The sequence below is a fragment of the Acinetobacter sp. Q186-3 genome, assembly GCF_013420655.1.
In the GTDB taxonomy this organism is placed as follows: Bacteria; Pseudomonadota; Gammaproteobacteria; order Pseudomonadales; family Moraxellaceae; genus Acinetobacter; species Acinetobacter indicus.
This window is the reverse complement of sequence record NZ_VOXS01000004.1, coordinates 45,688-65,646: the sequence shown is the minus strand read 5'-3', so window position 1 is coordinate 65,646 and position 19,959 is coordinate 45,688. Positions and strand designations below refer to the sequence as shown.

18 protein-coding genes and 1 pseudogene are annotated in these 19,959 nt (G+C 45.1%); 13 read left to right on the top strand and 6 right to left on the bottom strand.

Going from position 1 to position 19,959, the window contains the following annotated elements; all coding sequences use genetic code 11:
• Positions 1–9 precede the first annotated feature (9 nt).
• The 5 genes from FTT64_RS04955 to FTT64_RS04935 all read right to left on the bottom strand — a co-directional run bounded on the left by FTT64_RS04955 (position 10) and on the right by FTT64_RS04935 (position 4,255).
• Complete coding sequence (locus FTT64_RS04955; protein ID WP_016659098.1) at positions 10–444, bottom strand: BLUF domain-containing protein; 435 nt, start codon at positions 442–444, stop codon at positions 10–12.
• A 96-nt stretch (positions 445–540) separates the two neighbouring features.
• Positions 541–1,275, bottom strand: coding sequence for a proteasome-type protease (locus tag FTT64_RS04950; protein ID WP_005178750.1), 735 nt, complete (start codon positions 1,273–1,275; stop codon positions 541–543).
• Between the two features lie 30 nt (positions 1,276–1,305).
• Positions 1,306–2,085, bottom strand: a complete 780-nt coding sequence (locus FTT64_RS04945; protein ID WP_104491613.1) for a transglutaminase family protein — start codon at positions 2,083–2,085, stop codon at positions 1,306–1,308.
• A complete protein-coding gene (locus FTT64_RS04940; RefSeq protein WP_016659100.1) occupies positions 2,082–2,684 on the bottom strand; it encodes an alpha-E domain-containing protein in 603 nt (200 codons plus the stop codon). The genes FTT64_RS04945 and FTT64_RS04940 overlap by 4 nt, the downstream gene beginning before the upstream one ends.
• A gap of 20 nt (positions 2,685–2,704) precedes the next feature.
• On the bottom strand, positions 2,705–4,255 hold the full coding sequence (locus FTT64_RS04935) for a circularly permuted type 2 ATP-grasp protein (protein WP_016659101.1): 1,551 nt from the start codon (positions 4,253–4,255) through the stop codon (positions 2,705–2,707).
• A gap of 245 nt (positions 4,256–4,500) precedes the next feature.
• Between FTT64_RS04935 and FTT64_RS04930 the strand changes: the two genes are divergently transcribed.
• Positions 4,501–5,499, top strand: coding sequence for a YafY family protein (locus FTT64_RS04930; RefSeq protein ID WP_016659102.1), 999 nt, complete (start codon positions 4,501–4,503; stop codon positions 5,497–5,499).
• A 327-nt stretch (positions 5,500–5,826) separates the two neighbouring features.
• Here FTT64_RS04930 and mnmG read toward each other — a convergent pair whose 3' ends face one another.
• Positions 5,827–7,707 (bottom strand): tRNA uridine-5-carboxymethylaminomethyl(34) synthesis enzyme MnmG, encoded by a 1,881-nt coding sequence (gene mnmG / locus FTT64_RS04925; protein ID WP_180182100.1) that lies wholly within the window; start codon positions 7,705–7,707, stop codon positions 5,827–5,829.
• Between the two features lie 261 nt (positions 7,708–7,968).
• Here mnmG and FTT64_RS04920 point away from each other — a divergent pair, with 261 nt between their 5' ends.
• From FTT64_RS04920 to FTT64_RS04865, 12 genes and pseudogenes are all read left to right on the top strand, one after another.
• On the top strand, positions 7,969–8,328 hold the full coding sequence (locus FTT64_RS04920; RefSeq protein ID WP_005178766.1) for a hypothetical protein: 360 nt from the start codon (positions 7,969–7,971) through the stop codon (positions 8,326–8,328).
• A gap of 162 nt (positions 8,329–8,490) precedes the next feature.
• Positions 8,491–9,375, top strand: coding sequence for a bile acid:sodium symporter family protein (locus tag FTT64_RS04915; protein ID WP_156189179.1), 885 nt, complete (start codon positions 8,491–8,493; stop codon positions 9,373–9,375).
• 77 nt (positions 9,376–9,452) lie between these two features.
• Positions 9,453–10,340 (top strand): bile acid:sodium symporter family protein, encoded by an 888-nt coding sequence (locus FTT64_RS04910; protein ID WP_016659105.1) that lies wholly within the window; start codon positions 9,453–9,455, stop codon positions 10,338–10,340.
• 117 nt (positions 10,341–10,457) lie between these two features.
• Positions 10,458–11,360, top strand: coding sequence for a 50S ribosomal protein L11 methyltransferase (gene prmA / locus FTT64_RS04905; protein ID WP_005178769.1), 903 nt, complete (start codon positions 10,458–10,460; stop codon positions 11,358–11,360).
• 18 nt (positions 11,361–11,378) lie between these two features.
• Positions 11,379–12,248: a DUF3426 domain-containing protein gene (locus tag FTT64_RS04900; protein WP_104491618.1), complete on the top strand. Its 870-nt coding sequence runs from the start codon at positions 11,379–11,381 to the stop codon at positions 12,246–12,248.
• Between the two features lie 368 nt (positions 12,249–12,616).
• Positions 12,617–12,886: a DNA-binding transcriptional regulator Fis gene (gene fis, locus FTT64_RS04895; RefSeq protein ID WP_001086304.1), complete on the top strand. Its 270-nt coding sequence runs from the start codon at positions 12,617–12,619 to the stop codon at positions 12,884–12,886.
• Between the two features lie 91 nt (positions 12,887–12,977).
• A complete protein-coding gene (gene purH, locus FTT64_RS04890) occupies positions 12,978–14,552 on the top strand; it encodes a bifunctional phosphoribosylaminoimidazolecarboxamide formyltransferase/IMP cyclohydrolase (protein ID WP_005178775.1) in 1,575 nt (524 codons plus the stop codon).
• 155 nt (positions 14,553–14,707) lie between these two features.
• On the top strand, positions 14,708–15,991 hold the full coding sequence (gene purD / locus FTT64_RS04885; protein WP_180182099.1) for a phosphoribosylamine--glycine ligase: 1,284 nt from the start codon (positions 14,708–14,710) through the stop codon (positions 15,989–15,991).
• Between the two features lie 217 nt (positions 15,992–16,208).
• Positions 16,209–16,761: pseudogene (locus FTT64_RS04880) on the top strand (GNAT family N-acetyltransferase).
• A 506-nt stretch (positions 16,762–17,267) separates the two neighbouring features.
• On the top strand, positions 17,268–18,137 hold the full coding sequence (locus tag FTT64_RS04875; protein WP_075166892.1) for a MetQ/NlpA family ABC transporter substrate-binding protein: 870 nt from the start codon (positions 17,268–17,270) through the stop codon (positions 18,135–18,137).
• 75 nt (positions 18,138–18,212) lie between these two features.
• The gene (locus FTT64_RS04870; protein ID WP_075174374.1) at positions 18,213–19,238 is read left to right on the top strand and encodes a methionine ABC transporter ATP-binding protein; all 1,026 of its coding nucleotides are present in this window, start codon (positions 18,213–18,215) and stop codon (positions 19,236–19,238) included.
• Positions 19,235–19,930: a methionine ABC transporter permease gene (locus FTT64_RS04865; protein ID WP_005178793.1), complete on the top strand. Its 696-nt coding sequence runs from the start codon at positions 19,235–19,237 to the stop codon at positions 19,928–19,930. Before FTT64_RS04870 ends, FTT64_RS04865 begins: the two co-directional genes overlap by 4 nt.
• Positions 19,931–19,959: the final 29 nt, after the last annotated feature.

Here is a 19,959-nt window from a genome sequence, read left to right as displayed (position 1 = left end):
GCAGCAGATTTAAGCCACCTCATCTACCACCGAATGATTTAGCGCCTCATATAGCACCTGAAGCAATCCATCAACCTGTGTGGCATTTAATTGATGCGGTAAAAATTGCGCATGACCGAGTTGCTGGAAATAGGCTTTGATCTCGCTATTACGCATCACATATTTCATGGCCCAATCCTGAAAACGCTGCTGGGCAACATGATTCTCGGTAAAAATCTGGATATTCTGATGACGCGGATCACCAACAATCCCGGCAAAAATTTCCTGAACGGCCTGTTCATCACCTTGCAGACATTGAAAAAAATAACCCTCCGCATAGCACAGCACACCCGATACCTGATGCTGGGTATTAGCATTGCGCGCTTCGATCAGAATATTGCGTAAATCTTGCAGTAAATTTTCAGCCGTCGAGGTACTCTGGCTGGCATAGCAAAGCTGAAACATATTCAAGTCCTCATCATGATCTGTACGAATATTTTTTGATTTTCTTAAGGATTTATCATTCAAGGAAAACTTGATTAAAATAAAGGGACTGAGCTTTTAAGTCAAATAATCTTCGGTTGGCACCGGCAATTCCTGCAACCCGCGTCTTAAGGTATCGGACCACTGCTTGCTGATATATTCAAAGTACGGGTCTTCTTCGCAAATACGTTTGCCCAAAGGAATATGCAGGCTGTCTTTATGATAAACCATACAGTCCAGCGGCATACCCACGGACACATTGGAACGTAAAGTGGAATCAAAAGAAATCAGGCCGCAGCGTAAGGCATCTTCCAGCGACATATCATAGCGTAAGGCCCGGTCAAGAATTGGTTTGCCATATTTGCTTTCTCCAATCTGGAAAAACGGCGTATCACGCGTGGCGCAAATAAAATTGCCTTGCGGATAAATATGATACAGCTGCATCGGCTCGCCTTTAATCTGCCCGCCCACCAGCAAATTGCAATAATAATTATGCTGCTCGTCTTTATCGTCAGTGACATCCTGAATGACTTTTTTCAGCAAGCAGCCCACCAATTCTGCCACTTCAAACATGGTTTTGACACTATATAAATGCGGTTCCTGGTTTAAAGTCAGATGATTTTTTAAATGACCGATGACTGCCTGTGTGGTCGCTAGGTTGCCCGAGGTCTGAATGGTAATCAGGCGCTCGCCTTCCACCCCAAAGGTATACAGCTTGCGAAATACCGAAATGTGATCGACCCCGGCATTGGTACGCGAATCACTAATAAACACCAGACCATCTTTTAAACGCAGCGCACAGCAATACGTCATAGCATTATCCTTTTAATTGTCATCCATTACTTAGCAGGCCAGAACCTGCACCATGGTCTGCATGTGCTCGATGCCGCCTTTTTCTCTTACGCCACGGACCGGCGCCACATCCCAATAATCCCGCCCGACGGCCAGATAGACATGCGAGTCTGGCTGAAAAGCCAGATTGCTGACATCAAAACAGTACCAGTGCTGTTCTAAAAATACCTCTACCCAGGCATGGCTGGCAAGATGTGAACTGTTGCTGCTATATAAATAACCGGAAACATAACGTGCCGGGATGCCTAAAGATTTACACATGGCAATCAGCACATGGGCATGGTCCTGACAGACGCCCTGTTTGGCCTGAAAGGCTTCAATGGCGGTGGTCTGCACCGAAGTTTGGGCCGGACGGTATGGCATATGGCTTAAAATCGCTTCTGACAAACGGATCAGGTTGTCACGATTCACCTGCAACACATACTGCCGTGCAAAACACTGCATTTCAGGGCTGCACAGCGTGCTGGCTGTTGGTTGTAAAAATAGATAGGGATTCAGCTGATCTTGCAGGCCCCATCGCGTCTGCGGACGCAACTCGACAATGCCCTGCGCCATAATACTCAGACTTTGATAGCTAAAGCGCTGGGTGCTGGTCATCCAGATATTCTGAAAAGCATCCTGTTTAATCTCGGATTCCCCTGGCACACTAATCGCCCAATGATGAACCTGTTGATGGGCATTGTTCGGCGGGGTCATTTTAATATATTGAATACTGTTACAGGCCGGTGCCGAATAATGATAATGGGTCTGGTGATTAATCATGAGCCTCATGCATCGGCCTCGAACAGTTGCTGGATATGGTCACTAAACTGGTAAAAATGCATGCTGTCGGGCTGCTGCTTCAGCTTCATCCAGATTTCGGGTAAAGAATCCCAGCCGGCTTGGGTCAATAACCCTACCACCACTTCAATATAATAGACCGTGCCCTGAATATCCTGCTTTAAGCGCAATTGCCGGTCCAGTTGCTCGAGATGCTGCCCCAGTTTAAAGAACAGGAAAATATCAGATGCTTCAGCTTCTAAGACTTCATGACAATCTCCAACTACATCACAGATATAGGCTGGATTTTCTTTGGCATTTTTAATGTACTGGTTTAATTCGGCATAGGCATGTGCCGACAAGACCCCGCGTAAATCCTGAATATTATCTTTGGCATACTGAAACTGCTGATGAAAAGAGGCGGGCTGTTCCGGATTTAGAATCAGCTCATTTAAAGATGCCGCATCAAAGGCTGGCAAACAGAAGGCGTGTGCATACTGCAAGGCATCATCATTATATTTAAATGGAAACTGACTGCATAAATACTGGATGCGGGTCAAATAACGACCCAACCAGAAAATCTGCTGTGCATTACGACTCAGTAAAATCACATGATTCTCCTTGGGAGTTGTTATGAATGTAAGGGATCAACCACCCAGGTATCTTTAATGCCACCACCTTGAGATGAATTGACCACCAGCGAACCGGCCTGCATGGCCACACGGGTTAAGCCACCGGGAACAATTTCAGTACGATAAGGCGAGCTGAGCACAAAAGGACGTAAATCAATATGCCGTTCGGCAATGCCCTGTTCGGTTAAGGTCGGACTCACCGACAGATTCAGGGTCGGCTGGGCAATGTAGGCTTGCGGTGCGGCCAGAATTTTCATTTTAAACTCGGCCAGTTGCTCCTCGGAGGCTTGAGGACCAATCAGCATGCCATATCCACCTGAACCTTGTGCTTCTTTCACTACCAACTGTTCCAGATGTTCCAGCACATAGGCCAGATCATCTGCTTCGCGGCATTGATAGGTCGGGACATTATTTAAGATTGGTTGTTCACCCAAATAGAAATGAATCATTTTATCGACATAAGGATAAATGGATTTGTCATCGGCCACCCCGGTACCCGGCGCATTGGCGATGACGACGTGATGCTGTAAATAGGCCGACATCAGGCCCGGCACACCCAGGGTGCTGTCCGGTCTGAAACAGAGCGGGTCTAAAAATGCATCATCTACCCTGCGATAAATTACATCAACCTGCTGTTTGCCCCGCACCGTTTTCACATAAACCTTGTCATTTAATACAAACAGGTCACTCGATGTTACCAAAGGTACACCCATCTCACGGGCTAAAAATGCATGTTCATAATAGGCACTGTTATAGCGCCCCGGGGTCAGCACCACAATAAAAGGCTGATCGACATAGGCATTTTCGGCCAGAATTTCTTTTAAAAGCTGCGGATAATGCTCGATGCCCTGAATATTATTCTGCTGATACAGCTGGGGAATCAGTTTCTGGCTAATCTTACGGCTTTCCAGCATATAAGACACACCCGATGGCGTTCTTAAATTGTCTTCCAGCACAAAAAATTCACCGTGCTGATCACGAATAATGTCAATGCCACTAATCTGACTATAGACCTTACCCTTCAGACCATGACCAAGCATATGTGGCTGATAGGCTTCGTGGGTCAGCACCTGCAGTTCCGGTACGATACCGGCTTTTAGAATATCCTGTTGATGATAAATATCATGTAAAAACAGATTTAGCGCCCGGGTACGCTGGGCACAGCCCAAGGCCACTGTATTCCATTGCTGCCGGGCCATAACCCGCGGAATAATATCAAAAGGAATGGTGCGCTCGGTGCCTTCCTGATCGCCATACACGGTAAAGGTAATTCCCTGATACAGAAAATGTGCTTTGGCGGCATCATTCAGTGCTGTCAGTTCTTCTAAACTGTGCTGGGTCAGCCATTGTTCGATTTTCTGCGCGGCACTATCGGCAAGGCTCTGTTCGCCCGACAATTCATTAAAAAATTCAGATTTCAATTGTTCGAATAATACAGATGATTTTTGCTGCGGCAGCGAAATATCGGTCACCGAGACCTGCACCCGCTCTAAAAGATGGTCTGATGTTATTGTATCTATTGAATTTGTATCTTGATTTTCTTTCAGCATACAAACCTCATCATTGTTATCCTTTCTAATTTTATATAAGCAATTCCAGTGCCAATAATTGTGACTTAGCATTCACCCTTTCTTTATCGCCGATCTGTACAGATAAAACAAATCTTATTTTGCTTCATCTTGTATCAATTTATGGCCAGACCTCGTGCCTGCCACTTGCCAAAAAGCATGACATTTCTTATTGTGTGGACTATAGCCATGTACTCTCCAATATTTATCTCAGCGCTGATTCCAATATGTCGACACAAGAAAAAGAAACGTCCAATAGCCTCTATCGCCAGTGGCAAATCCTGTCCCGCCTTTCTACCGGAAAATGGATGGGCACCCGTGAATTACAGGAAATTCTGCAACGTGAAGGCATTGATATCAGCCTACGTACCATCCAGCGTGATTTAAACCAGATTTCGCAGCGCTTCCCGATTGAAAATAATGGCACCGTCCCGCAAGGCTGGCGCTGGCGCTCCGATGCACCGCTACAAAGCCTGCCGCACATGACCAGCTCACAGGCAGTCACCTTTATGATGGTGGAAGAACATCTCAAACATCTGTTACCACCTAGCCTGATTGAGGAAATGACTCCGTGGTTTGATCTGGCACGGCGCAGCCTGTCGACCCAGAACAATGTCCGCCAGTGGATTAACCGGGTGCGGATTGTGCCGGCCATTCAGCCGCTGATTCCGCCAGTGGTCGATAAAAGCGCACAACAGGCCATTTATGAAGGCTTATTGCAGGATAAACAGCTGGAATGTGTTTACCATCCACGTACCACCGCTTCGGAAGAAAAGACCTATATTCTGAATCCGCTGGCGCTGGTACAAAAAGGTGCAGTGATTTATCTGATTTGCACCCGACACGACAAAACCGATATTCAGACCTTTGCCCTGCATCGCTTTAAATCGGCGGAGGTATTAAATTCCCGCGCCCTGCATCCGGTTAATTTTGATATTGATGCCTATATTGAATCCGGCGCGCTGGGCTTTAGAGTCGATTACAGCAAGCCGACTGAAAATATCGAGTTGAAACTGACCATGTCAGAAGCCGATGCGCATTATTTTGAAGAAACCCGTTTAAGCAAAGACCAACAGATTATCCAGCTGGACAATGGCTTGTATCAGGTCATTTCCAATGTACCATTTACCTCGCAACTGGTGTGGTGGCTGCGCAGTTTTGGCAAAAAACTGGTACAGATTGAACCGGCAGAAGTGTCTGACGCTGTGCATCAAGTCAATGAATAAAAAAGGTCCCAAGTCCGGGACCTAACATTTGCTTATCATTTTTTTCAATTTTTTTGTTATCGCTGCTGATTTTTAGGGAAGTTGAACAGGATGCTATTTCTGTTAGCATGCCAATTCAGCCGTATTATAACGAATGGTTTTTAAGGTCATCGTGCACTCCTCTCTGTTTGGATAAGATGACTGTAACGCTTCCAACATCATCTGTGAAATCATAAGATCTGCAGCTTAAATCTGTTTTTTTCTTAAACTCAATTTCCACTTTATTTATTCAGCACATAAAAAAAGCCCGCGATCTCAACCGCGGGCTTTTTCACAAATTAGGATCTTTTAAGCAGATTTACGGGCTTGGGCATTTTTACGAATGGTGATCATCACCAATTGAACTGCCGCAGGAGTCACGCCTGGAATACGACTGGCCTGTGCCAGAGTTTCCGGCAATACCTGTTTCAGCTTCATGGTGATTTCACGCGACAGACCAGATACGCCGTCATAATCAAAATCAGCCGGGATTTTGGTTTCTTCCAGACGTTTCATCTGCGCTACATCTTCATGCTGACGGTTGATATACCCTTCGTATTTCACCGCAATTTCAATCTGGTCACCGACTTGCTGCGATACTTCTGAACCAGTCAGTTCGGCAATTTGCGCAAAAGTGATGTTTGGACGTTTTAGCAGGTCAATTGCAGAACACTCTTTAGAAAGGTCTGCACCCGTCATTTCAACGAATTTTTTACCCATCGGGTTATTTGGCGCAGCCCACAAGTGCTGTAAACGGCCTTTCTCACGCTCAACTGCATCCATTTTTTCACAGTAAGCATTCCAGCGTGCATCATCCACCAGACCCAGTTCACGGCCAATCGCGGTTAAACGCTGATCTGCGTTATCTTCACGCAGCATTAAACGGTATTCGGCACGTGAGGTGAACATCCGGTACGGTTCTTTGGTTCCCAAGGTAATCAGGTCGTCAACCAGTACGCCCATATACGCTTCATCACGTTTTGGCGTCCACTGTTCCTGATCCCAGGCACGGCGTGCAGCGTTCAAACCTGCAAGCAGACCTTGCGCACCGGCTTCTTCATAACCAGTAGTCCCGTTGATTTGACCAGCAAAATACAGGTTATTAATGGCTTTGGTTTCCAAAGTGAATTTCAACGCTTGTGGGTTAAAGTAATCATATTCAATCGCATAACCCGGACGCAGAATATGGGCATTTTCCATACCACGGATTGAGCGTACCAATTCAAACTGCACATCAAAAGGCAGTGAAGTTGAAATACCGTTTGGATACAGCTCGTGGGTATCTAAGCCTTCAGGCTCCAAGAACACTTGGTGCGAATCTTTGTCGGCAAAACGGTGAATTTTATCTTCAATCGAAGGACAGTAACGTGGACCTACCCCTTCAATCACGCCGGTATACATTGGCGAACGATCCAAACCACCACGAATAATGTCATGGGTTTTTTCATTGGTATGGGTGATATAGCAGTTAACCTGTTCAGGATGCATCGCGGCATCACCCATGAACGACATCACTGGAGACGGGAAATCCCCCGGTTGTGGGGTCATCACCGAAAAATCAACTGAACGTGCATCAATACGTGGTGGTGTACCGGTTTTTAAACGGCCCACTGGCAGTTGTAATTCACGTAAACGGTGTGCCAGAGAAATAGAGGGCGGATCACCGGCACGGCCACCGCTTGATTTTTCCAGACCCACGTGGATCACGCCACCCAGAAAGGTCCCGGCAGTCAGCACTACCGTTTTGGCATCAAAGCGGATGCCCATTTGGGTGACCACACCTTTTACAGTATCGCCTTCAACAATCAGGTCATCTGCTGCTTGCTGGAAAATATCCAAGTTTGCTTGGTTCTCAAGCGTTTCACGAATCGCGGCTTTATAACGAACCCGATCAGCCTGCGCACGTGTGGCACGCACTGCAGCACCTTTACGCGAGTTCAGAATACGGAATTGAATCCCGCCTTTATCGGCAGCCAGCGCCATCGCACCGCCCAAGGCATCAATTTCACGCACCAGATGCGATTTACCAATACCACCAATGGCCGGGTTACAGCTCATCTGCCCCAAAGTCTCAATGTTATGAGTTAAGAGCAAGGTTTGTCGGCCCATACGCGCCGCAGCCAAAGCCGCTTCCGTACCCGCGTGACCGCCGCCGATAACAATGACATCGTAAACTTTAGGATAATGCATAGTGGTAAATTGAGAGATAAAAAGAAATGACAGAATATTATAGCAAAAGCCGGCGTATAAGTTGACAGATTAAGTCAATTTTATTTGGATTTTCTCGTGGTTTTTCACCTGATTGATCGCCTGGCAATGTAAATGAACGTTGCAGATATACCGCAAATAAAAACATTTCATATTAAAAATTAACCAGATATAGGTTGTTTTATTTTGATTATTTTTTATCCTAAATCATGTACTCATTACAAACAAGCACAGGTACGAATTATGAATAAGAAGATACTCCTCTCATCCATCCTCTGCGGTTTATGTTTATCTCCATTTGCAGCTGTACAGGCAAATGACAAAGTTGAAAAAGTGTACGATTCACAGCGCTATCAGAATGTCTGTAAAGGCAAATCTCAAGGTGCTGCGGTCAGCTTTGCCTATCGTGGCATTATCTGGAACGGTACCTGCCAGCCACAGTTCTTCCCGGCAGACAGAAAACTCGATATTCACGGTGATGAAGCTGCACTGTATACCACCTGTGGCCAAGACATGAATGCAACCACGGCAACCATTTCCGGTGCAGAAGTTCGTGGTAAATGTGCCCTTGGATTTACCCCGCCGCGTCCTGCTCAAATGTAAACTCCAACCCGATTCACATCTAGCCAAAATATGTGAACTCAATCAAGAAAACAGCCATTTATTACCAAGTAAATGGCTGTTTTTATTATTTTTATGGTTGATTTAAAACTCAACTCAATTACACTGAAACTGGGGAAAATAAGAATTAAATAGGATGATGCCATGCAAAGCGGCATTTTTACCTTCTTTCTACCGCTAACCTTGGCGGTATTAATGATGGGTTTGGGCTTGCTACTCAGCCCTAAAGATTTTATTCGGGTCAATCAGCAACCGAAAGTCATTTTTATTGCCTTGTTTACCCGGCAGGTCTTGCTGGTTGGACTGGCATTTATTCTCTGCCTGTTTTTAGAACTACCTCCTTTGCTGGCAGTGGGGTTAATGTTGCTGTCAGCTACCCCTAGTGGTTCCACCTCTGCCCTGTTCAGCTATGTCTATAAAGGCGATGTGGCTTTAAATATTGTTGTGGTCGCCATCAATTCGGTGATGGCCATTTTAACCCTGCCTTTTGTGATTAGTATTGCCATGCGCTATTTCATGGCCGATCAGACCGAAATCAACATGCCAATTGAGCGGATTGCCTATACCTTCCTGCTAATTTTAGTACCAGTCTGTCTGGGAATGGCCATTCGCTCGTCTTTTCCAGAGCTGGCCAAACGGCTGAGTAAACCGATTCGGCGCATGTCGGTATATTTTATTTTTGCCCTGTTCTTTTTCGCGCTCTTTCAGGAGCGCTATCAACTGGGGCAGTATATGGAACAGGTTGGACTGGCCACCGCCCTGTATGCTTTTGTCAGTCTGGTGGCCGGTTATGTGCTGCCACAGCTGATGGACATTTCCGAACAGCAGGCGCGCTCCTGCGGTTTCTTTATGAGTATTCATAACACCGCGCTGTCTTTAACCCTGGCACTGTCGGTACTACAAAGCACCCAGATTGCCATTCCTGCCGCCATTTACACCATCTTCATGTATATGTTTGCCTTGATCTTTGGACATTTACTGGCTAGACGAATGCCGTTAAATTCGGTAAAACAGAAAGTCATAGAGTAATTTGAATAAACAGTAAAAGATATTTTGCATGAAGCAACTGTCTTTTCTCACAAGGATAAATTTGACAGGAAGGTCATATGGATTCAGGCATTATTACCGTTATGCTGCCCTTGGCGCTGGCCATTATTATGGTTGGGCTGGGGCTGGAACTCACGCCCAAAGATTTCGCACGCGTTACCAAACACCCCAAAGCAGTCCTGGTCGCACTATTTTGCCAGCTGGTATTGCTGGTCGGGATTGCCTTTTTATTATGTAAAATTCTGGCACTACCGCCGTTACTGGCCGTCGGCATGATGCTGCTGGCTGCTTCGCCGGGTGGCAGTACCGCCAACCTGTTCAGTTATTTATTTAAGGGCGATCTGGCGCTCAACATTACCTTAACCGCAATTAACTCGGTGATTGCAGCACTGACCTTACCCATTATCGTCAATTTCGCAATTGCCCACTTTTTACAGGCTGACCAAAGCATTGGCCTGCAATTCAGTAAAATCTTGCAGGTATTCGGGATTATTATTGTGCCGGTGATTATTGGTATGCTAATTCGTCATTATGCCCCGCGACTGACCGAGAAACTGAATAAACCGTTACGGATTTTTGCAGTGATCTTTCTGATTTTAATTATCATCGGGGCTATTGTGCAGGAGCGACACAATATCCTGAATTATATTGGTGATATTGGCCTGGCTACCGCACTGTTCTGTATTTCCAGCCTGGTGATTGGTTACTTCGTCCCACGCCTGTTTGGGATTAATAGCGCCCAGGCCCGTGCCAGTGCCTTTGAAATTGGGATTCATAACAGCACGCTTGCCATGACCATTGCCTTAACCGTTATGGCCAGTTCAACCGTGGCCATGCCGGCGGCAGTCTATTCTATTTTCATGTATATCTTCGCCGCCATCTTTGGCATGTTATTAAACCGCTTTGTGCCGATTGCCGAACCCAAGCCTGTGGTGGCAAACAGTTAAGTACTTTTTTCACCCAAGGATGTCGCGCTGGCATCCTTTTTATTTTGTACATTGGTAGGCGAAACCGATTGCCTTCCGCTACAATATCCTTTTGAAAAAACAAATTAGGTTATTCCTGTGAAGTGGTTACAAATACATATTACTGTTGATCAAGCTCAAGTCGACTTTACTGAAACATTACTCAGCTCACTTGGCGCCGTGAGTGTAACGCTGGATGATGCTGAAAATCAGGACTTGCTTGAACCACTTCCAGGCGAAACACCGCTGTGGAACAAGGTGATTGTGACCGGTATTTATGCACAGGACGAAAACGAAGAAATTGATGTGGCTGCGCTGGAAACTTTCATTCGCACTCAACTGCCAGATGCACCAATGCGTAGCGAATTCCTGGAAGATCAGGTCTGGGAACGCTCATGGATGGATTATTACGAGCCAATCCAGATTGCTGAAAAATTCTGGATTGTACCGGAATGGCTAGAGCCCCCTGAAGCAGATGCGGTGAATATTAAACTGGATCCGGGTCTGGCCTTTGGTACCGGTAACCATGCCTCAACGTTCCTGTGCCTGCAATGGTTAGGTAAAACCGATGTTAAAGATAAAATCGTCATTGACTATGGTTGCGGTTCTGGCATTTTAGGTGTTGCTGCCCTACTTTTAGGTGCGAAAAAAGTCTATGCCACTGATATTGACCCACAAGCGGTTTTAGCCACCCAGCAAAATGCTGAATTGAATGGCGTACTGGATCGTCTGTTTGTCGGTCTGCCTGAAGAGTTTAATGAAACCTTAAAAGATCAGAAAGCCGATGTACTGGTTGCCAACATTCTGGCTGGCCCGTTAATGATGCTTGCGCCTGAATTCGCAACTTTAACCAAATCTGAGGGAGAGTTCGCACTTGCAGGTGTAATCGAAGAGCAAGTTGCTGAAGTTTCTAGTGTTTATTCTGAATTTTTTGATATATTAGAGGTCGAAAAACGTGAAGAAAACTGGTGCCGAATTTCCGGGAAGCGCCAGCCGCATTAATCAACCTCTATAGATCTTATGAGTGAAAAGCAGACCAAGTGCCCCGAGTGTTTAACCACCTATAAAGTTTCTGTTGCACAGCTTACAGTGGCTCAGGGCATGGTTTGCTGTCCCAAATGTGCCTCTACCTTTAATGCACTCTCGCATCTGGTGCAGCCAAAGCCTGCGCCAACCCAGCTCGAATACAACGGTTTTACTGGTGGACAGGTCAGTTCGCCGGTTCTGGCCGATCATGGTCTGGCTTTTGACGACACACATGAAACCCATCTGCTGGATATTTTTGACCGTAAGGTTGAACATTCCAATATTGATTTAAAGACCTACTTAAACAATCTGAATTATTTCAGCACCGAACCGATTGCCAGTATTCCCTCGATGAATCTGTCTGAAAATGAACTGCAGCAAGAACGCAAGAAACATGGTGCGGGCTATTACACGCTGTGGGGTATTGTCAATTTTAGTCTGGTCGGTTTGCTGATTTTCCAGATTCTATGGTTTAACCCGAAATTCATGAACAACAGCCCTGCCCTGACTGTGGCTTTTAACGGGGTCTGCCAGCTGTTTAACTGTGAAACCTTTGAAAAGCAGTACAGCCTGATTTCAATTAACCGTGTGCGGGTGAAACGCTATGACCATGAACATACCTTGTTCTCCGGCGAGCTGATCAATTTTCATGACAAGAGTTTGGTATTGCCAAAACTGAAAATCACCTTAAAAGATGATAATGAAGAAGTGGCGTCCTATGTACTCGAACCGAAAGAGTATTTAATTAAAAGTCTGGCCAGCATTGAGCGGATTCCAAAAAATACCCCATTCAAGTTTGAAATTCAGCTGCCAGTGACCCGAAAAAGCTTTGATACCTATAATTTAGAAATTATCAAGCCTTAAAAATTAAAAAAAAATGTAAAAAAAGTGCAGTTTTCTTGCTCACTTTTTCTAAGACAATGGTATGATACGCGCCACGTAAGCTTAGTGCTGCATACTCCTCAGTAATTCAAAACAAATAGAAACTCGCAGAATGCGCCTTATTTTCAATAACGCGTATTGAGCAGGTTTTTTCGTTTCGATTTTTGGTCTGTAACAATTATTAATCTATTGTTACGCTTATTTTTCGACCAGCGCTGTGAGTTGTGGCAAGCTAAATGTTCCAGTTTTAGAACTCCCGTTTTAGGATCTAAAACGGGGTTCATTTATTTATAGACCACATTTATATATCACTTTACCCAAGTGATATCTGATTTTTCGGATTAATTCGCATGAATAGCAAATCTCCTATTTTTACTGCACAATCTGATGTCGCTCTTCGTATCCACGTTGATCGCGCAGTTCGCCATTACTTTGCTCAATTGCAAGGCGAGCAACCTTCTCAGGTGTATGACATGGTGCTAGCAGAAATGGAGAAACCTCTTTTATCTGTAGTTCTAGAATATACACGTGGTAACCAAACACGTGCTGCCGAGATTCTAGGCTTAAACCGTGGTACTTTACGTAAAAAGTTAAAAGCTCACGGTTTAATGAGTGAATAAATGATAAAATGCTCGCGGCTTTCGTGGGCATTTTTTTTAACCGCATTTTGCTAATGTTTTAATCTGTTTTTTGATAACTGTGACGAAAATCATGACTATTAAACGCGCTTTAATCTCTGTTTCTGACAAAACTGGAATTGTTGAGTTTGCACAAAATCTAGTGGCTCTTGGGGTAGAAATTTTATCTACAGGCGGTACATATAAGTTGCTTAAAGACAACAATATCGCTGTAGTTGAAGTTTCAGAGCACACCGGTTTTCCAGAAATGATGGATGGTCGTGTAAAAACTTTACATCCTAAAATTCATGGCGGCATTCTGGCTCGTCGCGGTCTAGACGAAGCTGTAATGGCAGAACACAACATCGATGCAATCGATTTGGTGGTAGTGAACCTTTATCCATTTGCAGCAACGGTTGCAAAACCTGACTGCACCCTGCCAGATGCGATTGAAAACATCGACATCGGTGGTCCAACCATGGTTCGTGCTGCGGCGAAAAACCATGCGTCTGTCGGTATCGTCGTCAACGCATCTGACTATGCGACTGTTATTGCCGAGCTTAAAGCTGAAGGCAGCCTGTCATACGCAACCCGTTTTGACCTGGCAGTGAAAGCATTTGAACATACTGCACAATACGACGGCATGATCGCATCTTACTTAGGCGCTCGCGTAGGTAAAGAACAAGGCGAAGCAGACAAATTTGCGCGTACGTTCAATACACAATTGAACAAAGCACAAGATTTACGTTACGGTGAAAACCCGCATCAATCGGCTGCATTCTATGTAGACCCAGCGGCAACTGAAGCATCTGTTTCAACAGCTAAACAGCTGCAAGGTAAAGAACTTTCTTATAACAACATCGCCGACACTGATGCTGCGCTTGAATGCGTGAAATCATTCGCGAAACCTGCTTGTGTGATCGTAAAACACGCCAACCCATGTGGTGTTGCGGTATCTTTAGACGGCATTCAAGCGGCTTACGACTTGGCTTATGCAACCGATCCTGAATCTGCATTCGGTGGCATCATTGCATTCAACCGTGAATTAGACGTTGCAACTGCACAAGCCATTGTTGACCGTCAATTCGTTGAAGTGATTATTGCACCAAGCGTTGCTGAAGGTGTTTTGGACGTGACTGGCGCGAAGAAAAACGTACGTGTACTGGTCTGTGGCGAATTACCAGCAATTGACGAACGTGCGCCACAAATGGACTACAAACGTGTCAACGGTGGTTTGCTGGTGCAAGACCAAGACTTGGGCATGATCACCAAAGATGATCTTAAAGTGGTGACCAAACGTGCTCCAACCGAGCAAGAAATTGACGACATGATCTTTGCCTGGAAAGTGGCGAAATACGTGAAGTCTAACGCGATTGTGTATGCGAAAAACCGTCAAACCATCGGTGTGGGCGCAGGCCAAATGAGCCGTGTAAACTCTGCGCGTATTGCAGCAATTAAAGCTGAACATGCAGGCCTCGTGGTTGAAGGTGCAGTGATGGCATCTGACGCATTCTTCCCGTTCCGTGATGGTATTGATAACGCTGCGAAAGCAGGGATCAAATGCATTATCCAGCCGGGTGGTTCTATGCGTGATGAAGAAACCATTGCAGCAGCTGACGAAGCTGGTATTGCCATGGTGTTCACTGGCATGCGTCACTTCCGTCACTAATTAACTAAATTAATTAGAAGTCGTATTTAATCATCCCCCTAAATCCCCCTTTGTAAAAAGGGGGACTTTTCGCGTAAGAGAACAGTGTTTTTCGCGATTCCCCTCCCTTTCTTAAAGGGAGGTTGGGAGGGATTCAATTTTGAGGGATTTTTTAAATGAACATTTTAGTTTTGGGTAATGGCGGTCGTGAACATGCATTGGCATGGAAAATCGCACAAGATGAAAAAGTTGCTAAAGTTTTTGTTGCACCAGGCAACGCAGGTACAGCAACCGAAGCTAAATGTGAAAACATCAATTTAAGCATTTTAGACAATGCGGCGATTATCGACTTTGCAAAAAACAATGCGGTAGATTTAATCGTGGTTGGTCCTGAAGCACCGCTGGTCAATGGTGTGGTGGATGCTTGCCGTGAAGCAGGTTTAAAAATCTGGGGTCCAACCCAGTTTGCAGCGCAGCTTGAAGGCTCTAAAGCATTTGCCAAGCATTTCTTAAAACGCCACAACATTCCAACTGCATTCTATGACGTATTCACTGAAGTTGATGCAGCCAAAGCCTTTGTTGAAAAAAATGGTGCGCCGATTGTGATCAAGGCGGATGGTCTTGCTGCAGGTAAAGGCGTAATCGTGGCGATGACCAACGAAGAAGCATTTGCAGCCATTGATGACATGCTGGCAGGCAACAAATTTGGTGATGCCGGTTCTCGCGTAGTGATTGAAGAATTCCTTGCAGGTGAAGAAGCATCATTCATTTGTATGATTGATGGCGACAACATCTTGCCAATGGCCACTTCTCAAGACCATAAACGTATTTTTGAAGGCGACCAAGGTCCAAACACAGGCGGTATGGGTGCCTACTCTCCTGCGCCTGTGGTGACTGCAGACGTATTTGAGCGCGTGATGAAAGAAGTAATGCGCCCAACCGTTGACGGTATGAAAGCAGATGGTCACGTATACACCGGTTTCTTGTACGCTGGCTTGATGATTGATGAACAAGGTCAACCAAAGGTAATCGAGTTTAACTGTCGTTTCGGTGATCCTGAAACTCAACCGATCATGATGCGTTTAAAATCATCTTTGGTTGATCTGGTTAAGGCTGGTATTGCAGGTAACTTGCCAGCAGAAGCTGAATGGGATGAGCGTAAGACTGTTGGTATTGTTTTAGCATCTAAAGGCTACCCAGAAACGTCTAGCAATGGCGATGTGATTTCTGGTTTAAACACCGAAATGACCGATGCCAAAGTGTTCCATGCCGGTACTAAAGCCAATGAAAATGGTGAGATTGTCACTGCTGGTGGTCGTGTACTTTGCGTAACTGCACTAGGCAACACCATTGGTGAAGCACAAGCAAAAGCTTTAGAACTTTGCCAAAAAGTAACCTTCGACGGCGTTCAATATCGTAAAGATATTGGTTACCGTGCGATTGCGCGTGAAAATGCTTAATTCTCTCTTAGATTGATTAAGTAAAAAAACCCCGCTGAGTGCGGGGTTTTTTATGCTTCGAAGGTTTCCCTCTCCTCTCAGGAGAGGGTCAGGGAGAGGTGAAAACCCTCACCCTAAAGGCAGAAGGGATTCCATGTCTTATCTCATTACGGAAATTATCATTCTTTTCTTGATAAATGCATTTATGATGCATCAAGAGCTTATTAATCGTTTTAACATGAAAATCCACCTGCAAACCCCTCGCCTGATCCTCCGCCAATGGCAAGACAGCGACGCTGCCCCATTTATCCAAATGTGTGCCGACCCTGAAGTCATGCGTTATTTCCTCAATCCCTTGACCGAGCAGCAAAGTCTGGCTTTTATGCAACGCATCCAGAATTTTATTGCCACACACGGCTGAGGCCTGTTTGCTGTCGAACTAAAAAGTAGCGGTGAATTTATCGGGTTTATTGGTTTACATCAGCATCTAGAACACTATGATTTTGCCCCATGTATTGAAATTGGCTGGCGACTAGCCAAGCAATACTGGCACAACGGTTATGCCACCGAAGGCTCAAAAGCCGTACTGGATTATGCTTTTCGTGAGCTACAGCTGGACAACGTAGTTTCCTTTACTACCGTGCTCAACACGCCCTCGGAAAAAGTCATGCAAAAAAATTGGCTTAAGCAAAGTCAAAACCTTTGCGCATCCGCTGGTGCCGGCAGATCATCCTTTACTCATGCATGTGCTCTATCAAATTGATCGCCAAAGCTATCTGCAAGCGCATTAAAAATCTCAAGTTTGGATGAAAACTGTCATAGGATTGAAGGAAATAATCATTATAAAGATCTATCATCCTACCCCATCTGTGCTATATCTATTTTTACGATTTAGATTGGATAATTTTTTATATAAACATCTATAAGATTTTTTCATAGATTTAGCCCTTTCAATTCAAAATAGTAAATTGATTTATTTATTCTTTTCTTATTTTATGAACTTTACTTATGAAAGAATACGGCTAAAGGTCTAGTTTCTATACACTATTTTGTATATCAATTTATTGTTATGATGTAGACCATTTTTTCGCTATCTTCTAAAAATAAAGTTTTCAATTACATGGCTTTAAGCGTTTTTAAAGTCAATTGAAAAATACAGCAGATAGCTGAAAGCCTAAACGAATTCGCGCACTGGATGGACTTGAATCTCGCCTCTTTCGGCTCAAGTGAAATCCCGGCGCTTAAAATTATCAATAAAGTAACAGCTTGGCTGCTTCACTTTATTTGGGATGGACACATGAAAAAGTTCCTTGGCCTGGTTCTAGGTCTTTCTGTTGGTTTAGCTGGCTGTGCAAAACAGGAAACGCCGGCAACTGACGCCGCACAAACTGATGCTGCAACTGTACAAACCGTCACCATGGCATCTACCGGTTCCGATGCTGACATCTGGCGCTATATTGCGACTTTGCCTGAAACTGAAGCGGCGGGTATCAAGCTGGAAGTGAAAAACTTCACCGATTACGTTTCAATGAACACCGCTGTGGCAAACAACGAAATTGATGTGAACGCATTCCAGTCTTATGCTTATCTGGTGGCTTACAATGCCAACAATGAGCAGAAGATTGCGCCGGTTTCGACCACCTATCTTGAGCCAATGGGTATTTACTCAAGCAAAGTGAAAAAAGTGGAAGAGTTCCAGAACGGCGCGACCATTGCTATTCCGAATGATGCAGCCAATGAAGCGCGTGCCCTGCTGTTATTGCAATCTGCAGGTCTGATCAAGCTGAAAGCAGGCTTCTCTCCTGCAACGGGCACTCCAAATGACATTACTGAAAATGCCAAAGCAATTGTCATCAAGCCAATTCAAATGGCGACTGCAGTTCGTGTTAAAGATGAAGTGGATGCCATTGTGCTAGGCAATACCCTAGCGATGGAAGGCGGTTTAAACGTACTGAAAGATTCAATCTTCTACGAACCAATTGACCAGAGCACCAAGCTGAACGTCAACGTATTGGCAGTTGCAGAAGCACGTAAAGATGACCCGATCCTGAAAAAAGTCGGTGAGCTTTATCACACTGAAGCGGTGAAACAGTATGTAGATCAAAACTTCGGTGGCACAAAAGTTGCGGTAAATAAACCTGTCAGCTATTTAACTGAAACCAATTAAGCATATAATGCTGAGTTAACAAACAGGCAAAGTGTACTTTGCCTGTTTTTCATTTTTGTACAGTTTCTTGACGCTATGATCGAATTTAAGAATATTTCCAAACATTATCAGCTTAAAGGCCAGACCATTCGCGCGCTGGATCAGGTCAATCTGCAAATTCCAGATGGCAGTATCTTTGGAATTATTGGTTATAGTGGTGCAGGAAAAAGTACCCTCATTCGCCTGATTAATTTGCTGGAGCGCCCGAATGAAGGTCAGGTAATCATCAATAACACTGACTTTACCGCTTTAAGTGCCAAGGCGCTGCGTCAGGAACGTGCCAATATCGGCATGATTTTCCAGCACTTTAACCTGCTGCAAACCAAAACCGTAGCGGCCAATATTGAAATGCCGATGAAACTGCTCGGCTGGTCGGCGGCAGAGCGTGAAAAACGCCTGAATGAACTGCTCGAATTTATTGATCTGAAACATAAAAAAGATGCCTATCCAGATGAGCTGTCTGGCGGTCAAAAACAGCGGGTCGGGATTGCCCGTGCCCTGGCCAATCATCCTAAAATCTTACTTTGTGATGAAGCCACCAGTGCGCTGGATCCGCAAACCACGCAATCGGTGCTGGAACTGCTAAAAAAAATTAATCGTGAACAAGGCATTACCATTGTCATGGTCACCCATGAAATGGATGTAATTGAATCAGTCTGTGATTATGTGGCCGTTATGGAACATGGCCAGGTGATTGAAACCGGTTCTACCCTGGACATTTTTAGCCAGCCGCAGCATCCAACCACCAAGAATTTTATTCAAACCGTGCTGCAACAGCAGTTACCGGTGAATATTTTAAACAATCTGGAAAACCAGAATCAGCACAGTATTTACTGCCTGAAATTTTTAGGGAAATCGGCGCAGGAAACCGTGATTCAGGCAGTAATTAAACAGTTTGATTTAAGCCTGAATATTTTATTTGCCAACATGACTGAAATTAATGGCGCGGTGATTGGGCAGATGTTTATTCAGTTGCTAGGGGACCCGGCCATTATTCAGCAAGCACTTCAGTTCCTCGAACAAAATGGGGTTCAGGTTGAACAAGCAGGAGTACAAGGATGAGAGATTTAATTGTCCAGTGGCTCACCAGCCTGACCGCGCCGTTCTGGAAAAGCGCCCTGTCGATGGACCAGTTTGTCACAGCCTTACAAGAAACTTTCCACATGGTGTTTTTTGCCATGCTGTTTGGCTGTATCTGGGGCTTTATTCAGGGGATTACCCTGGTCGCCACCCGTCCGGGCGGTATTTTACCGAACCGCGCGATTTATCATGGCCTGAACCCGATTGTAAATGCGCTACGTTCCCTGCCATTTATTATCCTGTTAATTGCCGTTATTCCTTTAACCAAGTTTCTGGTCGGTACCTCAATTGGCACCTGGGCTGCCATTGTCCCGCTGACCATTTATGTCGGTCCATATATTGGCCGTCTGGTGGAAACCTCATTGCTGGAAGTGAATGAAGGGATTATTGAATCGGCACAAGCCATGGGTGCCACGCCACTACAAATTATCTTCAAGTTTATTTTGCCAGAAGCACGTAGCTCGCTGATTCTAAACCTGACCACCGCCACCATCAGCCTGATTGGTGCAACTGCAATGGCCGGTGCCGTCGGTGCCGGTGGTATTGGTGATCTGGCCATTTCTTACGGTTACCAGCGTTTTGATACCAGCGTGGTGATTCTGACCGTCATTGTGCTGCTGATTCTGGTGCAAATTGTGCAGATGCTAGGTGAATGGCTGGCTAAACTCAGATAAGGGCTCGCCTCTCTATCCAGCACGAGACA